Here is a 14,270-nt window from a genome sequence, read left to right as displayed (position 1 = left end):
GGGCGAGACATGAAACCATCCTTTGGACCAGGCGTGCTCGTCGCGGCGGCTTTCATCGGGCCGGGCACGGTCACGGCCTGCACGGTGGCCGGTGCAGATTTCGGTCATACGCTTGTCTGGACGCTGGTCTTTGCCACCTTCGCCACGATCATCCTGCAGGATATGGCCGCAAGGCTTGGGGCAGGCGCGCGGCGCGGTCTTGGGGAAGCCCTCATGGCGAGTGTCAGTGGCCCGATTGGAAAGGCTGGCGCGGCGATCCTTGTCCTCCTGGCGCTCGGCGTCGGCAATGCCGCCTATGAGAGCGGCAATCTCGCCGGCGGCGTGATGGGGCTGGAGGCCATTGTCGGCGACGGGGCGAGACGCTGGCTCACGGGACTTCTGGCCCTCATCGCGGCGGGCGTCCTGCTGATCGGCAACTACAAGCCGATGGAGCGCATACTTATCGCGCTCGTCCTGGTGATGAGCGCGTCCTTCATCATTTCGGCCATACTCGTACGCCCAGACCTCTCGACCTTTGCGTCCGGGCTGGTGCCCTCCATCCCGAACGGCGCACAGCTGACCGCGATCGCGCTGATCGGCACGACCATCGTGCCCTACAATCTGTTCCTCCATGCGGCAGCTGCCCGCAAACACTGGCTGGAGGGTGACAAGCTCGATGAGGCGCGCCGGGATTCAGCGCTCTCGATCGGCCTTGGCGGCCTCGTTTCCATCCTGATCCTGTCCACCGCGGCGGGCAGTCTGTTCGTGTCCGGCACCGATGTCAGCAACGCGCGCGACATGGCGATTGCGCTTGAGCCGGCCTTCGGTCCCGCCGCGCGTTACCTCGTCGGAATCGGCCTTTTCGCGGCCGGGCTGACTTCAGCGATCACCGCCCCCATGGCGACTGCCTATGCGCTGAGCGAGATGTTCCCGGCCAGCGGTGAGAAGGCGCAAACCAATCGCTTCCGCGCCATCGCACTTTCCATCGTTGCCATCGGAACCGCCATCTCACTGCTCGGCATCGATGCGGTGTCGCTGATCATTACCGCGCAGGCGGCCAACGGCCTTCTCCTGCCCATTATCGCGATTTTCCTGCTCTATGTGATGAACCGAAAGTCTCTTCTGGGCGAGAGCGCCAACGGCCCCACGGCCAATATTGCGGGCGGGCTTGTGATCCTCATAACCTTCCTCATCGGGCTTCGCGGCATCTGGCGGGCTCTCACTCTGGCGCTGGGTGGATAATGGGCTGGTCATTCTGGATCGACCGGGGCGGAACCTTTACCGACCTCGTCGCCCGCTCGCCGCAGGGCGATCTCAGCGTCCTCAAACTCCTCAGTGAGAATCCGGGCGCCTATGAAGACGCTGCGATTGAAGGCATCCGGCGCTGTCTGGGCGTGCCGGAAGGCGCGGCGCTGCCCACCCGGCAAATCGATGAAGTCCGCATGGGCACGACAGTGGCAACGAACGCCCTGCTCGAGGGCAAAGGCGCCCGCACGCTTTTTGTGGTCAATCGCGGCTTTCGTGATCTGCTGATCATCGGTCGCCAGTCCCGGCCGCGCCTGTTCGACCTTGAGATAAAGCGCCCCGCCCCACTTTATGAGGACGTCCTCGAAATCGGCGCGCGCGTGGACCTTGAGGGCAATGCTCTGGAAGCGCTCGACGAGGACGCCGCCCGGGAGGCGATGAAAAGGGCGCGGGAGTCCGGCCTTGAGACCTGCGCCATATCGCTGCTCCATGCCTGGAAGCACCCCGAGCTGGAAAAACGTCTCGGCGACATTGCGCGCGAAGCGGGGTTCGAGACTGTCACCCTCAGCCATGAAGCCGATCCGCTGGCAGGCTATGTCGCGCGCTCGGCCACCTCGGTCGCCGACGCCTATCTGACACCCGTTCTGCGCCGCTATGTCCGGCAGGTGTCGGACCGGCTTGGCGGCACATCGCTCCAGTTCATGCAATCAAATGGCGGTCTGATCGACGCGAAGAATTTCCGCGGTCGTGACGCTGTCCTGTCCGGGCCCGCAGGGGGCGTGGTCGGGGCGGCGAAGACGGCAGGAAAGCTTGGCCATAACCGCATCATCGGCTTCGACATGGGCGGTACATCGACCGACATTTCCGTGTATGAGGACGGCTTTGAGAGAGTAACCGAGACAGAGGTCGCCGGCGCCCCCCTGCGCGTGCCGATGATGGATATCCACACCGTCGCAGCGGGCGGCGGGTCCATCCTGCGTTTTGAACAGGGACGCCTCCAGGCCGGGCCCGAAAGCGCGGGCGCCGACCCCGGCCCGGCTGGTTATCGGCGCGGCGGCCCGCTTACCGTCACCGATGCAAATATCCTGCTTGGACGTATCCAGGCCGACAGCTTCCCGGCCGTGTTCGGACCGCAGCAGGATCAGAAACTGGATGTGGAAACGGTAGAAGCGAAGTTCTTAGAGCTGGCCGGAAAGGTACGCGAGGAGACCGGCCTCAATCGGAATGCTCATGAACTTGCTGGCGGCTTCCTCCAGATCGCCGTCGCCAACATGGCGCGCGCGATCAGCAAGGTGACGCTGGAAAAGGGGCGTGATCCGGCTGACTTTGCACTCCAGTCCTTTGGGGGCGCCGGCGGCCAGCATGCTTGCATGGTGGCCGATGAGCTGGGCATATCCACCGTGATTATCCACCCGATGGCCGGTGTCCTGTCCGCGCTGGGCATCGGTCTCTCCGACGAGATCGATGTGGTGCGGGCCTCGGTCGAAGCGCCGCTGGGTGAGGCGGCGATGGAACGCGGTCGCACACAGATCGCGGAGATCAAAAACCAGCAGACCGCCCGTCTCGGATCGGATAAGCTGGACTGGTCTGTGCGCGCGGCGCTTCGCTATCAGGGGACAGATACAAGTCTCGACGTGCCGTTCGGCGCCCGCGAAAATATGCGCCGTGCCTTTGAGACACTCCATGAGAAACGATTCGGTTTCACCACGGCGGACCGGGAGCTGGTGCTGGAGACAATCGGCTGTGAAGCAAGACGAGCCGGTCCCGATGTCGATGTCGGCACTGCCTCGGCAACCGGGGAAGACGCGCCTGCCGCACAGGTGCATTTCTGGAGCGGCGGGGGAGAAGTCGAGGCGCCGCTATACAAGCGCAGCGCGCTGGCACCAGGCACCCATGTCGCCGGGCCCGCTCTCATAAGCGAGGAGACCGGCACCACTGTGATCGATGCCGGCTGGAGCGCCAGCGTGGAGGCGCGTGGTGAACTCGTCCTGCGCCGTGCGGACGCCAAGGCGCGTGAGGTGATCGACGCTACAGCGACGCCGGATCCTGTCCTTCTCGCCCTGTTCAACAACATGTTCATGGCCGTGGCAGAGCGTATGGGCGCGGTCCTGCGCGACACAGCGACGAGTGTGAACATCAAGGAACGGCTGGATTTCTCCTGCGCCGTCTTTGACGATCAGGGCCGCCTTCTGGCGAATGCGCCGCACATGCCGGTGCATCTTGGCGCCATGGGCGAAAGCGTACGGACCGTTCTGAAGAGCCGGGGCGACACGTTGAAGCCCGGCGACATGATCGCACTCAACAACCCCTTCAATGGCGGCACGCACCTGCCGGATGTCACGGTGATCGCGCCGGTTTTCGATGACGCTGGCACCTCCATCCGCTTCTTTGTCGCCAATCGCGGCCATCACGCCGATATTGGCGGACTGACGCCCGGCTCCACGCCTCCGGATGCCACGCGGCTGGAAGAGGAAGGCGTCGTCATCGATGACTTCCTCGTGCTGAGCGAGGGCGAGTTCCGCGAGGCCGCGCTGCGGGAGCTTCTGTCCAGTGCGCCCTATCCCGCGCGCAATCCCGGCAACAATATTTCCGACCTGCGCGCGCAGATCGCCGCCAATCGCGCAGGGGCCCGCGATATGGCCGCGATGATCGAACGCTATGGCTGGGCAGGCGTCTCTTCCTATGCGGGCCATGTGTTGGACAATGCCGAGGAAAGCGTGCGCCGGGTCATCGACCGGCTCAGCGATGGCGAGATGACGGTGAAAATGGATGACGGCCTGCCGCTCAGCGTCACGATCAAGGTCGATCATGAGGCCCGCTCTGCCCGCATCGACTTTACCGGGACCGGGCCACAACGTCCCGGCAACCTCAATGCCCCGCCGGTCGTCTGCCGTTCGGCTGTTCTCTATGTTTTCCGCTGCCTTGTGGCGGACGAACTGCCCCTCAATGAGGGCTGCATGCGGCCGCTGGAGCTGGTGATACCGGATGGCTCCTTCCTCTCGCCCTCACATGGCGCCGCCGTGGTGGCTGGCAATACCGAGGTCAGTCAGGCGGTCTGCAACGTGCTTCTGGGCGCGCTCGGGGCGAGCGCTGCCTCCCAGGGCACGATGAACAATCTTCTCTTCGGAAATGACGCCTACCAGTATTATGAGACAATCTGCGGCGGCAGTGGCGCGGGGCCCGGCTTTGATGGTGCCTCGGGCGTGCACACGCATATGACCAATACGCGCATCACCGACCCGGAAGTGATGGAAATGACCTATCCCCTTCGCATTGAGCAATTTTCCTTGAGAGAAGGGTCGGGCGGCGAGGGACGGTATACAGGCGGTCAGGGCGTGGTCCGCACCATCCGCGTGCTCTCCGATACGGTATGCACACTTGTTTCCTCCTCGCGCAAGATCGCTCCCTTTGGCCTGAACGGTGGCGGCGACGGTGCCCCCGGCAAGCAATGGATTGAACACGCGGACGGGCGCTGCCAATCTGTCGGCGGTATCGCTTCGGTCGACATGAAAGCTGGCGAAGCCATAACCATCGAGACACCTGGCGGCGGCGGATATGATGCGTTCACCGGTAAGTGATCGGTTTTTTTGGGGCGCTTCACTGGCGAGTGAAAGACAAGCGGGTTAGGGTTGATGAATTATGGCCCGGCACAGGGGATGATGGACCACCGCAGGCAAAGACCCGGCACAGGGTGCGGCTATCCTTATCCAGACGCTTGAAGACGTTACATGCTGGCGCCCCTTGGCAATGCGAGAGAAGGACAGCGTATGGCGACCCTTAAAGTGAATGGTAAAACCGTTAGCGTCGATGCCGATGAGAACACGCCCCTTCTCTGGGTTCTGCGTGAGGATCTTGGGCTGACGGGCGCCAAATATGGCTGCGGCATCGCGCAGTGCGGCACCTGCACGATCCACATTGATGGCCAGCCCGTGCGGTCCTGCACCTATCCAGTCGGCGCGCTTTCGGGCGAAGAGGAAATCACCACCATTGAGGGCCTTTCCGAAGATGGCAGCCATCCGGTCCAGCAGGCCTGGGTTGAGCTTGATATTCCCCAGTGCGGCTATTGCCAGCCCGGTATGATCATGGCCGTGGCCGGCATGCTCAACAACACGCCCGATCCGACGGACGAAGACATCGACGCGCAGGTCACGAATATCTGCCGCTGCGGGACGCTCGCGCGCGTGCGCAAGGGCATCCATCTCGCCAAGACGAAAAAAGCCTGAAGGGAGGGCTGAGACATGGCTGACACGATCAAGCTCTCGCGCCGCAATTTCATTGTCGGCACCGGCGCCGCCGGCCTCACCATCGGCATTCTCGCTTCCTGTTCGAACAATAGCGAGGATGCGCCAGACGCTGACCAGGCGGCCAATGCGGAGCCAAACCCGGAAGTAAATGCGTGGGTGCATATCGCCCCGGATGATACGGTCACGATCCGGATCGCCCGTTCGGAGATGGGGCAAGGCACGCTGACCGGCCTCGCCCAGCTCGTCGCGGACGAGCTCGACTGCGACTGGGAAAAGGTCACCACAGAATATCCGACTCCGGGTGAAAACCTCGCCCGCGACCGGGTCTGGCGCGATTTCTCGACCGGCGGCTCGCACGGCATCCGGAGCAGTGTCGATTATGTCCGTGAGGGCGGGGCCGTCGCCCGCGCCATGCTGATTCAGGCCGCTGCAAACCAGTGGGACGTGCCTGTCGGCGAATGCACTGTTGAGAAAGGCGTCATCACGCATGGCGCCAGCGGCAAGACGCTTCGCTATGGCGAAATGGCAGAGGCCGCAAGCGCCCTGCCCCCGCCCACCGGCGTGAAGGTGAAAGATCCGTCGGAATGGAAAATTATCGGCAAGCCGGTCAAACGGCTCGACACACCAGACAAGGTCACCGGTGCCCAGAAATATGGCGCCGACCTTCAGATGGACGGCATGGTCAACGCCGCCATCAAGCAGGCGCCAAAACGCGGCGGCACGCTCGCTTCATTTGACGCAGATGCCGTGTCCTCAATGCCTGGCGTCCGCAAGGTCGTGAAGGTCGATGAGACCGCCGTCGCCGTCATTGCCGACAAATGGTGGCAGGCCAAGACTGCGCTCGACGCGCTTCCCGTCGAATGGGCGGATGGCGAAGGCGCGGACTATTCCAGCGCCGCCTTTGAGGCCGAGCTGGAAAACGGCCTCACAGCCGATGATGCCTCCGTGGGCAATATGAGCGGTGACATCGAGGCGGCATTCGCCAATGCCGCCCAAACCATTGAGGCCACCTATCGCGTGCCGCATCAGAACCATGCCTGCATGGAGCCGATGAATGCGACGGCAATCTGGACCGAGGACAAGTGCGAGGTCTGGTGTCCGACACAGAATGGGGAAGCAGCCCTCGGCGCCGCTTCCGAGGCGGCTGGCCTGCCAATTGAGCAGTGCGATGTCTACAAATTGCTGCTCGGCGGCGGCTTCGGCCGGCGCGGCATGAGTGACTACGTCAGCCAGGTCGTGAAGATCGCCAAACAGATGCCTGGCACGCCGGTAAAGCTCCTCTGGACCCGTGAAGAAGACATGCAGCATGGCTTCTATCACCCGACCACACGCGCCCGGTGCGAAGGTGCGCTGGATGAGGAAGGCAATCTCACCGCCCTCAAGATCCGCATTGCCGGACAGTCGATCCTCGCTGGCCTCATGCCACAGGCGCTTCAGGATGGCATGGACCCGTTCACCTTTCAGGGCCTTCTGCCGAGTGGAACCGATGAGCGCGTCGAAGACCAGACACTGAAATACACATTTCCGGCGCTGAAGGTCGATCACGCCATGCGGAACCCGCCGGTGCGCCCTGGCTTCTGGCGCGGCGTGAACGCGAACCAGAATGCAGTCTATCTTGAATGCTTCATGGATGAGCTCGCCCATGCCGCCGGCAAGGACCCGCTGGAATTCCGGCTGGCCTATATGGGTGACAACCCGAAACTGGCCGCCGTCCTGAAGGCCGCTGCCGAGAAGTCCGGCTGGGGCAATGAAGACGGCAAGTCGCGCGGGCTTTGCGCCTTCTACTCCTTCGGAAGCTATACGGCAGCTTGCGCAGAAGTGACGGTGGATGATGCCGGACAGCTCAAGATTCATCGCATCGTCGCGGCGACCGACCCCGGCTATGCGGTTAACCCGCAGCAGGTCGATGCCCAGGTTGCCGGTTCCTTCGTCTACGGCCTGTCCGCGGCGCTCTTTGAAGAGATCACGTTTGAGAATGGTGAGGTGCAGGAGAAGAACTTCGACACCTACAACTCCATGCGTCTGCGGGACATGCCTGAGGTGGAGACAATCGTCATGCCATCCGGCGGCTTCTGGGGCGGTGTCGGCGAGCCGACCATCGCTGTCGCCACGCCTGCGGTCCTCAACGCGATCCATGCGGCTACGGGCAAGCGGATCCGCAACCTGCCGATCAAGGACCAGAGCCTGAGGGACGCGTGAGACCGCGGCGCCGAACAGCGCTGAACGTCGCAGCCGCGCTCATGGCTGCAGGTCTATTGGCCGGGGCCTGTAGCCCCGGCGAAGAGAGCGCGGCGCAGGCCGAACCCTCACCGCAGGCTTTTGCGGGCGATGCCCTGCAGGAGACAGAACCCGGTGAGCTGCTGGCGCTGACCTGTTCGGGCTGCCATGGGGGCGGCAGCGAAGCGATCCCAGACTATAGCCAGTTCGATCAGGCTGAGCTTGAGACCAAGCTCAAAACCTACAAGGCAGAGATGGATGGCACCACGGTGATGCACCGGCTCATGCGCGGCTATTCCGACGCGGACATTACCGCTGTCGCGGCCTATCTCAGCGCGCAGCAGGGGAGCACGCCATGACCTGGAAGCCTCATCGGCGCGGTGTGCTGGCAGGCATCGGCACCGCCTCCCTGTCTCTCCTCGCGGCCCCGGCAATCGCCCAGGCGCAGCCCCGGATCATCATTGTCGGCGGGGGCTTTGGCGGCGCCGCCGCCGCGCGATTTCTGAAGGCCGGGCTGCCGGACGCCCGCATCACACTGATTGAGCCGCAGAAGCGTTATATCGCGTGTCCGTTCAGCAATCTCGTCATTGGCGGGCTAAGGGACATGGAGGCCCAGACATTCGGGTATGAAGGGCTGAAGGCGGTAGACATCGATGTCGTGCAGGACCGGGCCGAAGATGTGGATACCACCGCACGCCGTGTCACCCTCGGCTCAGGCGGCACGCTTTCCTATGACAAGCTCATCATGTCGCCCGGCATCGATATCCGATGGGGCGCGCTGGAAGGCTATGACGAGGCGGTGCAGGAAGCCATGCCGCATGCCTGGAAGGCCGGACCGCAGACCACCCTCCTGCGTGATCAGCTGGAGGCGATGCAGGATGGCGGTCTGGTGGTCATGTCCGTGCCGCCAGCCCCATTTCGCTGCCCGCCCGGGCCTTATGAGCGCGCCAGCCTCATCGCCAACTATCTGAAAACCCGGAAACCTGCCTCGAAGCTCATCATCCTTGATGCCAAGGACCAGTTCTCCAAACAGCCGCTTTTCCTCGAAGCCTGGGCCAAACACTATCCCGATCATCTGGAATGGATCGGCGCGAGCGACTTCGGGCGCGTCGCTTCGGTCGATCCGGGCGCAATGACGCTATCGACGGATTTCGACACCTATGACGCCGACGTCGCCAATGTCATCCCGCCGCAGAAGGCCGGGGAGATCGCCGAACGCGCCGGAGTGGCAGACCAGACAGGCTGGTGCCCCATCGATCCGCTGGATTTCTCCTCAACGCTTCAGCCCGATATCCATGTCCTCGGCGATGCCACCATTGCAGCGCCCATGCCGAAATCGGCCTTTTCGGCCAATCTTCAGGCCAAGCTCTGCGCCCTGCAGATTACGCGGGAGCTTCGTGGTCAGCCGCTGGCGCCGACCGTGCTCGCCAATACCTGCTATTCCTACGTCACGCCGGATGCTGCCGTCTCTATTACGGGCGTCTACAGCAATGAAGGCGGCGCCCTTTCCAGTATCGAGGGCGCAGGCGGGCTCAGCCCGCAAGGCGCGGCGCAATCGGTTCGGGCCGCAGAAGCTGCGCAGGCAGCGGCCTGGTTTGACCAGATCACCCGGCAGACCTTTGGATGAAAACGCTCGCCGCCATTCTCGCACTCACCTGTCTTGCCGGCTGCGACTCCCAGGCAGAGGCCCGGCTGGCGACTCCGGTTGAAGTAGACGGCGACATGATTCCGGCGGCTTTGCGCGGCTTGCAAGGAAATGCCGGGCGCGGTGAGACCGTCTTTACCGAACGCGAGCAAGGCCACTGCGTGCTCTGTCACGCGGTGGAAGGGCTCGACGCAGAATTTCAGGGAAATGTCGGTCCTGATCTTTCCACAGTAGGCAAACGTCTCAGCAGGGAGCAGCTGCGCCTTCGCATCGCCGACGCCCAATATCTCTGGCCGGGAACGCTTATGCCCTCCTATTACCGCACAGAGGGCCTTAACCAGGTGGCGACAGACTATCAGGGTCAGCCAGCCCTCAGTGCCCAACAGATCGAGGATCTGGTATCCTATCTTGCCCTGCTCGACGGTGACGCCACATGACCGATATGCCAGACAGACCTTCCGCGATTGCCAGGCGCACCTTTCTCCTGACCGGTGCAGCGGCAGGCCTCAGCACCGCCCTGCCCCTCGGCGCCATGGCCGATGCGGCAGACGCGGACGCCGCCATCCGCGAGATCTTTGGCGACAAGCCCATCAATGACGGCCGGGTCAGCGTGAAACTGCCCCCCATTGCGGAGAATGGAAACTCCGTCGCCATAACGGTCTCCGCCGAGAGCCCGATGAGCTTTGATGATCATGTGACCCGGATGGCGATCGTATCACCGCGCAACCCCATCGCAGACATCGCCCTATTCAAACTTGGCCCCCGCGCCGGCAAGGCTGAGATTTCCACCCGCATTCGCATGGCGGGCACACAGCGCATCCGGTGCGTCGCGGAGATGAGCGATGGCTCGCTCTGGCAAGGGTCTGCGAGCACGGTGGTCACACTGGCTGCCTGCCTGATCGGTTAGAGGACGAGAGACATGGCAACCATCCGCATCGCCGCACCGGACACCGCCAGCGCGGGCGACGTGATCGAACTGAAAGCGCTCATCCAGCACCCAATGGAAACCGGCTATCGCAGCGGGCCGGATGGCAAGCGCATCGAGCGCGACATCATTGAGCGGTTCGAGGTCACCTATGATAGCGAGACGGTCTTCGAAGCCGACCTGCATCCGGGCATTGCCGCAAATCCGATCTTCACTTTCTACACCCGCGCGACCACATCCGGGCCCATCGAGTTCAAATGGACCGACCAGAACGGCCAGAGCTGGTCCGAGACCCACGAGCTGATGGTGGAATGAAGTCCGGTATCGCAGTCGTGGCGGCCATTTGCTTAGCCGCCTGCGGGAATGACAGAGTGGCCGCGCCGGATACCCCGCCACAGCCGGCGCCTCTGAAGTCCGGTTACGCCTTCCTGCAGCCGCAAACGCAGGCCCTTCAGGACGATGACTTCGCCAATCCCAGCTTTCTCTGGGTCGACCGGGGCGAAGCGCTGTTCCAGGAGGCGGACGGGATCACAGATGCCTGTAGCGACTGTCATGCCGAGGGCGCCCGCTCGCTGGCAAGCGCGGCGGCCCATTACCCACAGATCGATCAGGAGAGCGGCAGGCTCGTCAATATTGAAGGCCGGATCAATCTTTGCCGCGAACGCTATCAGGATCGCCCGCCTCTCACCTATGAGAGCGATGACCTCCTCGCGCTGACGGCCTATGTCGCACACCTTGCACGCGGCGAGCCGGTCTCTGTCGATATCGAAGGCGCGGCGGCAGACTGGTATTCGCGGGGCGAGGATTATTTCCACACCCGGCGGGGCCAGTTCAACCTCGCCTGCACCCAATGCCATGACGAAAATTGGGGCAAGAAACTTCGCGGCGACACGATCAGTCAGGGTCACGGCACCGGCTTTCCGGCCTATCGTCTCGAATGGCAGACCCTCGGTTCCCTGCACCGCCGCCTCAGCGATTGTGACGCCGGTGTGCGCGCAGAACCACGCGCCCTCGGCTCGGACGACTATCTTGCCGTTGAGCTCTACCTTGCCAGGCGCGCTGAGGGGCTGGCCATTGAAACACCGGGAGTGCGCAGATGAGCGGCCAAGCCAGACTCAGCGTTCGCATCGACCTGCCGAATGGCGGCAGGTTCGGCCCCGGCAAGGCTGCTCTCCTGCGCGCCATTGCAAGTGAAGGCTCCATCCGCAAGGCGGCGGCAGCTCTCTCCATGTCCTATCCGCGCGCGCTGAAACTGATTGACGAAATGAATGGTGATTTCTCTACTCCGCTCATTTCATCTTCGCATGGCGGCGCAACTGGGGGCGGCTCAAGCCTCACCGCCATGGGGGAGCAGGTGCTCGCCCTTTATGCAGAGATAACCGATGCCGCCAGCACCGCTTCCACCAAGGCAGTCGGCACGCTTTGCCGCCTGCAGGATTAGGCGGGCGCTAGTATCGTTCTAAATGATGGTTTAGAACGGAAAGCATCTTGGCCATGCAACAAATCTATCCCGAACATCCAGAAGACGTGCTCAGCCAGTGGCTGGACTGGCATGCGGCCGGGCCGGTGGCGCTCGTGGTGGTAACCGCCATTGAAGGCGGCGCGGTGCGCGCGCCCGGCGCACTGATGGCCGTGAACGGCGAAGGCCTGATTGCCGGCTATATTTCCGGCGGATGCATCGATTCAGATGTGGCCCTGCAGGCGCAGAATTGCCTGCGCGAAGGGAAAGCAAAGCAGCTTCGCTACGGCGCCGGATCGCCATTCACCGATCTTCCGCTTCCCTGTGGCGGCGCCATTGAAGTCACGATCCTCCCCGAAGCCGATCACGCGCACCTGAAGCTCGTCCGCGATGCGCTTGCAGCGCGCCAGCCCGCCCAGCTTGACCTGAAGGCGCTTAGCGATTTCACCCCGCAATATGTGCCGAAGCCACGTCTTCGCATCGCTGGGCGCGGGGCCGATTGCCTCGCCCTGGCCCGTGTGGCGACGGCGACCGGGCTGGATGTGAAGCTTCAGCTGCGTGACGGCGAGGATGTTACCGCTGCGCACGCCCAGGGCTTTGCTGACATCACTGCTCTTGAGACACCGTCGGATATCCCCGCCGCCAGGGACGATGCGTGGACGGCATTCATCCTGATGTTCCACGACACGCACTGGGAAGGCCCCCTCCTGAAACAGGCGCTTGAGGGGCCGGCTTTCTATATCGGCGCGGTCGGCAGCCGGAAGACCCATGCGCGCCGCTGGGAGGCGTTAAAGGCCGATGGCGTCTCTGAGGTGGAGTTTGAACGCGTACGCGGCCCTGTCGGTCTCATCCCATCCATGCGGGATGCCTCCATGCTGGCTGTCTCGGTCTTGGCAGAGATTGTCGCCGCCTATCATGACGTCCGCCGCAAGCCTTTTGCCGATACGGCCTTGGTCCTTCTGGCCGCAGGACAGTCGCGCCGGTTCGAGGCGGGCGACAAATTGATGGCCAGATTGGGCGAAACCTCTGTGCTGGAATACGCCGCGGCGCGTCTGCACGGTGAACCCTCCGCCGCGCGCATCGCCGTCACTGGGCCGGACGATAAGGAACGCTCAGATACGCTGGCAAAAGCGGGCTGGGAGGTCATCACCAATCCGGACGCCGTCCAAGGCCAGGCAACGTCGCTCGCAGCAGGCATCCGCGCCGCAAAGGAGGCGGGTGCGAGAGGGGCGCTTATCCTGCTGGCCGACATGCCGCATATCGATGACGCCCATCTGCGCGCCCTTCAGGACAGGTTCCGGCAGGGGCGTACCGCCGTGATGAGCAAGGTAGATGGCATACTCTGCCCCCCTGCCATCTTCCACGCCACCACCTTCGATGAGCTGACACGCCTCTCCGGTGACAGCGGGGCGAAAGCCCTGTTCGGCAAGCTGACGAACACCGCAACCCTGGATCTCGCGCCCGAAAGCGCCCTCGACATCGACACCACCGCCGACCTTGATCGCGCGAAAGGACTTGCGCATGCCTGACGGACACACCGCCCTGAAGCCTGCACAGCTGACCGACAGCTTCGGCCGGGAAATCAGCTATCTGCGCATGTCTGTAACGGACCGCTGCGACCTTCGCTGCACCTATTGCATGGCAGAGCATATGAGCTTTCTGCCCAAAAAAGATCTTTTGAGCCTCGAAGAACTTCAGACCGTCGCGGACGCTTTCATCCGGCGCGGTGTGAGAAAAATCCGTGTGACGGGCGGTGAGCCGCTCGTGCGCAAGGATATCATGGACCTGTTCAATGGGCTTGGGCAGCATCTGGACGGCGGTCTTGAGGAGCTCACCCTGACCACCAATGCAACGCAGCTCGAGACCCACGCAGAGGCGTTGGTGAAGGCCGGCGTGCGGCGGGTGAATGTTTCACTGGATACGCTGGACCGCGCCATGTTCCAGCAGATCACGCGGCGGGGCGATTTTGACAAGGTCATGCGTGGCATTGAGGCGGGCGCCGCCGCAGGTCTCAGGATCAAGATCAATACGGTCGCCCTGCGCCATCAGAATGCCGGGGAGATACCCCGCATGATCGAATGGGCGCATGAGCGCGGCCACGACATGACACTGATCGAGGTCATGCCGCTCGGCCTGACGGGCGAAGACCGTTACGACCAGTATATTCCGCTCTTCGAAATCCGCGATGAGCTGGAGCGGCGCTGGACGCTGGCGGACGAGCCCAGCCGCGACACGAATGGCGGCCCCTCGCGCTATGTCCGCATCGCAGAGACAGGCGGGCGTCTTGGTTTCATCACGCCGCTCACCAATAATTTCTGCGCCGGCTGCAACCGTATCCGGGTCACCTGTACGGGCCGCATCTATATGTGTTTGGGTCAGGATGACCATGTGGACCTTCGCGCCGCGCTTCGTGAAAGCGACGACCCGCAAGCCGCGCTCGACGCGGCCCTGGACCGCGCGCTCATCGCCAAGCCTGAGCGGCATGATTTCGCCATCGACAGGCCGGATCAGGCCCCGGCGCTCGACCGCCACATGTCGGTTACCGGAGGCTGACCC

At 63.2% G+C, this 14,270-nt stretch carries 13 protein-coding genes; all 13 read left to right on the top strand.

The annotated features are described in order from the left end of the window. The first annotated feature begins 9 nt into the window (after positions 1-9). The 13 genes from ABNU55_RS00375 (at position 10) to moaA (ending at position 14,267) form a co-directional block, all read left to right on the top strand. Complete coding sequence (locus ABNU55_RS00375; protein ID WP_290754110.1) at positions 10-1,221, top strand: Nramp family divalent metal transporter; 1,212 nt, start codon at positions 10-12, stop codon at positions 1,219-1,221. Continuing rightward, positions 1,221-4,802: a hydantoinase B/oxoprolinase family protein gene (locus ABNU55_RS00370; protein ID WP_290754107.1), complete on the top strand. Its 3,582-nt coding sequence runs from the start codon at positions 1,221-1,223 to the stop codon at positions 4,800-4,802. Before ABNU55_RS00375 ends, ABNU55_RS00370 begins: the two co-directional genes overlap by 1 nt. Positions 4,803-4,991: 189 nt before the next feature. Beyond that, positions 4,992-5,447 (top strand): (2Fe-2S)-binding protein, encoded by a 456-nt coding sequence (locus ABNU55_RS00365; RefSeq protein ID WP_290754103.1) that lies wholly within the window; start codon positions 4,992-4,994, stop codon positions 5,445-5,447. Between the two features lie 15 nt (positions 5,448-5,462). Further along, a complete protein-coding gene (locus ABNU55_RS00360) occupies positions 5,463-7,667 on the top strand; it encodes a molybdopterin cofactor-binding domain-containing protein (protein ID WP_290754100.1) in 2,205 nt (734 codons plus the stop codon). After that, positions 7,664-8,044: a c-type cytochrome gene (locus ABNU55_RS00355; RefSeq protein WP_290754097.1), complete on the top strand. Its 381-nt coding sequence runs from the start codon at positions 7,664-7,666 to the stop codon at positions 8,042-8,044. The genes ABNU55_RS00360 and ABNU55_RS00355 overlap by 4 nt, the downstream gene beginning before the upstream one ends. Then, complete coding sequence (locus ABNU55_RS00350) at positions 8,041-9,312, top strand: NAD(P)/FAD-dependent oxidoreductase (RefSeq protein ID WP_290757805.1); 1,272 nt, start codon at positions 8,041-8,043, stop codon at positions 9,310-9,312. The genes ABNU55_RS00355 and ABNU55_RS00350 overlap by 4 nt, the downstream gene beginning before the upstream one ends. Further along, positions 9,309-9,767: a sulfur oxidation c-type cytochrome SoxX gene (gene soxX / locus ABNU55_RS00345; protein ID WP_290754492.1), complete on the top strand. Its 459-nt coding sequence runs from the start codon at positions 9,309-9,311 to the stop codon at positions 9,765-9,767. Before ABNU55_RS00350 ends, soxX begins: the two co-directional genes overlap by 4 nt. Beyond that, positions 9,764-10,237, top strand: a complete 474-nt coding sequence (locus ABNU55_RS00340) for a thiosulfate oxidation carrier protein SoxY (protein WP_290754491.1) — start codon at positions 9,764-9,766, stop codon at positions 10,235-10,237. Before soxX ends, ABNU55_RS00340 begins: the two co-directional genes overlap by 4 nt. A gap of 12 nt (positions 10,238-10,249) precedes the next feature. Further along, the gene (gene soxZ, locus ABNU55_RS00335) at positions 10,250-10,570 is read left to right on the top strand and encodes a thiosulfate oxidation carrier complex protein SoxZ (protein ID WP_290754490.1); all 321 of its coding nucleotides are present in this window, start codon (positions 10,250-10,252) and stop codon (positions 10,568-10,570) included. Positions 10,571-10,626: 56 nt separating this feature from the next. Beyond that, positions 10,627-11,355, top strand: a complete 729-nt coding sequence (gene soxA / locus ABNU55_RS00330) for a sulfur oxidation c-type cytochrome SoxA (protein WP_290754489.1) — start codon at positions 10,627-10,629, stop codon at positions 11,353-11,355. Beyond that, positions 11,352-11,696 (top strand): LysR family transcriptional regulator, encoded by a 345-nt coding sequence (locus ABNU55_RS00325; RefSeq protein ID WP_290754488.1) that lies wholly within the window; start codon positions 11,352-11,354, stop codon positions 11,694-11,696. Before soxA ends, ABNU55_RS00325 begins: the two co-directional genes overlap by 4 nt. Before the next feature lie 53 nt (positions 11,697-11,749). Beyond that, positions 11,750-13,243: an NTP transferase domain-containing protein gene (locus ABNU55_RS00320; protein ID WP_290754494.1), complete on the top strand. Its 1,494-nt coding sequence runs from the start codon at positions 11,750-11,752 to the stop codon at positions 13,241-13,243. Then, on the top strand, positions 13,236-14,267 hold the full coding sequence (moaA, locus tag ABNU55_RS00315) for a GTP 3',8-cyclase MoaA (RefSeq protein ID WP_290754487.1): 1,032 nt from the start codon (positions 13,236-13,238) through the stop codon (positions 14,265-14,267). Before ABNU55_RS00320 ends, moaA begins: the two co-directional genes overlap by 8 nt. Positions 14,268-14,270: the final 3 nt, after the last annotated feature.

The organism is uncultured Henriciella sp. (assembly GCF_964005855.1).
Taxonomy (GTDB): Bacteria; Pseudomonadota; Alphaproteobacteria; order Caulobacterales; family Hyphomonadaceae; genus Henriciella.
This window is presented reverse-complemented; position numbering and strand designations above follow the sequence as displayed.

What these genes read in the sequence shown, in the direction of transcription:
- ABNU55_RS00375 (WP_290754110.1), top strand. Translation starts at nt 10, where the DNA reads ATGAAACCATCCTTTGGACCAGGCGTGCTCGTCGCGGCGGCTTTCATC.
- ABNU55_RS00370 (WP_290754107.1), top strand. Translation starts at nt 1,221, where the DNA reads ATGGGCTGGTCATTCTGGATCGACCGGGGCGGAACCTTTACCGACCTC.
- ABNU55_RS00365 (WP_290754103.1), top strand. Translation starts at nt 4,992, where the DNA reads ATGGCGACCCTTAAAGTGAATGGTAAAACCGTTAGCGTCGATGCCGAT.
- ABNU55_RS00360 (WP_290754100.1), top strand. Translation starts at nt 5,463, where the DNA reads ATGGCTGACACGATCAAGCTCTCGCGCCGCAATTTCATTGTCGGCACC.
- ABNU55_RS00350 (WP_290757805.1), top strand. Translation starts at nt 8,041, where the DNA reads ATGACCTGGAAGCCTCATCGGCGCGGTGTGCTGGCAGGCATCGGCACC.
- soxX (WP_290754492.1), top strand. Translation starts at nt 9,309, where the DNA reads ATGAAAACGCTCGCCGCCATTCTCGCACTCACCTGTCTTGCCGGCTGC.
- ABNU55_RS00340 (WP_290754491.1), top strand. Translation starts at nt 9,764, where the DNA reads ATGACCGATATGCCAGACAGACCTTCCGCGATTGCCAGGCGCACCTTT.
- soxZ (WP_290754490.1), top strand. Translation starts at nt 10,250, where the DNA reads ATGGCAACCATCCGCATCGCCGCACCGGACACCGCCAGCGCGGGCGAC.
- ABNU55_RS00325 (WP_290754488.1), top strand. Translation starts at nt 11,352, where the DNA reads ATGAGCGGCCAAGCCAGACTCAGCGTTCGCATCGACCTGCCGAATGGC.
- ABNU55_RS00320 (WP_290754494.1), top strand. Translation starts at nt 11,750, where the DNA reads ATGCAACAAATCTATCCCGAACATCCAGAAGACGTGCTCAGCCAGTGG.
- moaA (WP_290754487.1), top strand. Translation starts at nt 13,236, where the DNA reads ATGCCTGACGGACACACCGCCCTGAAGCCTGCACAGCTGACCGACAGC.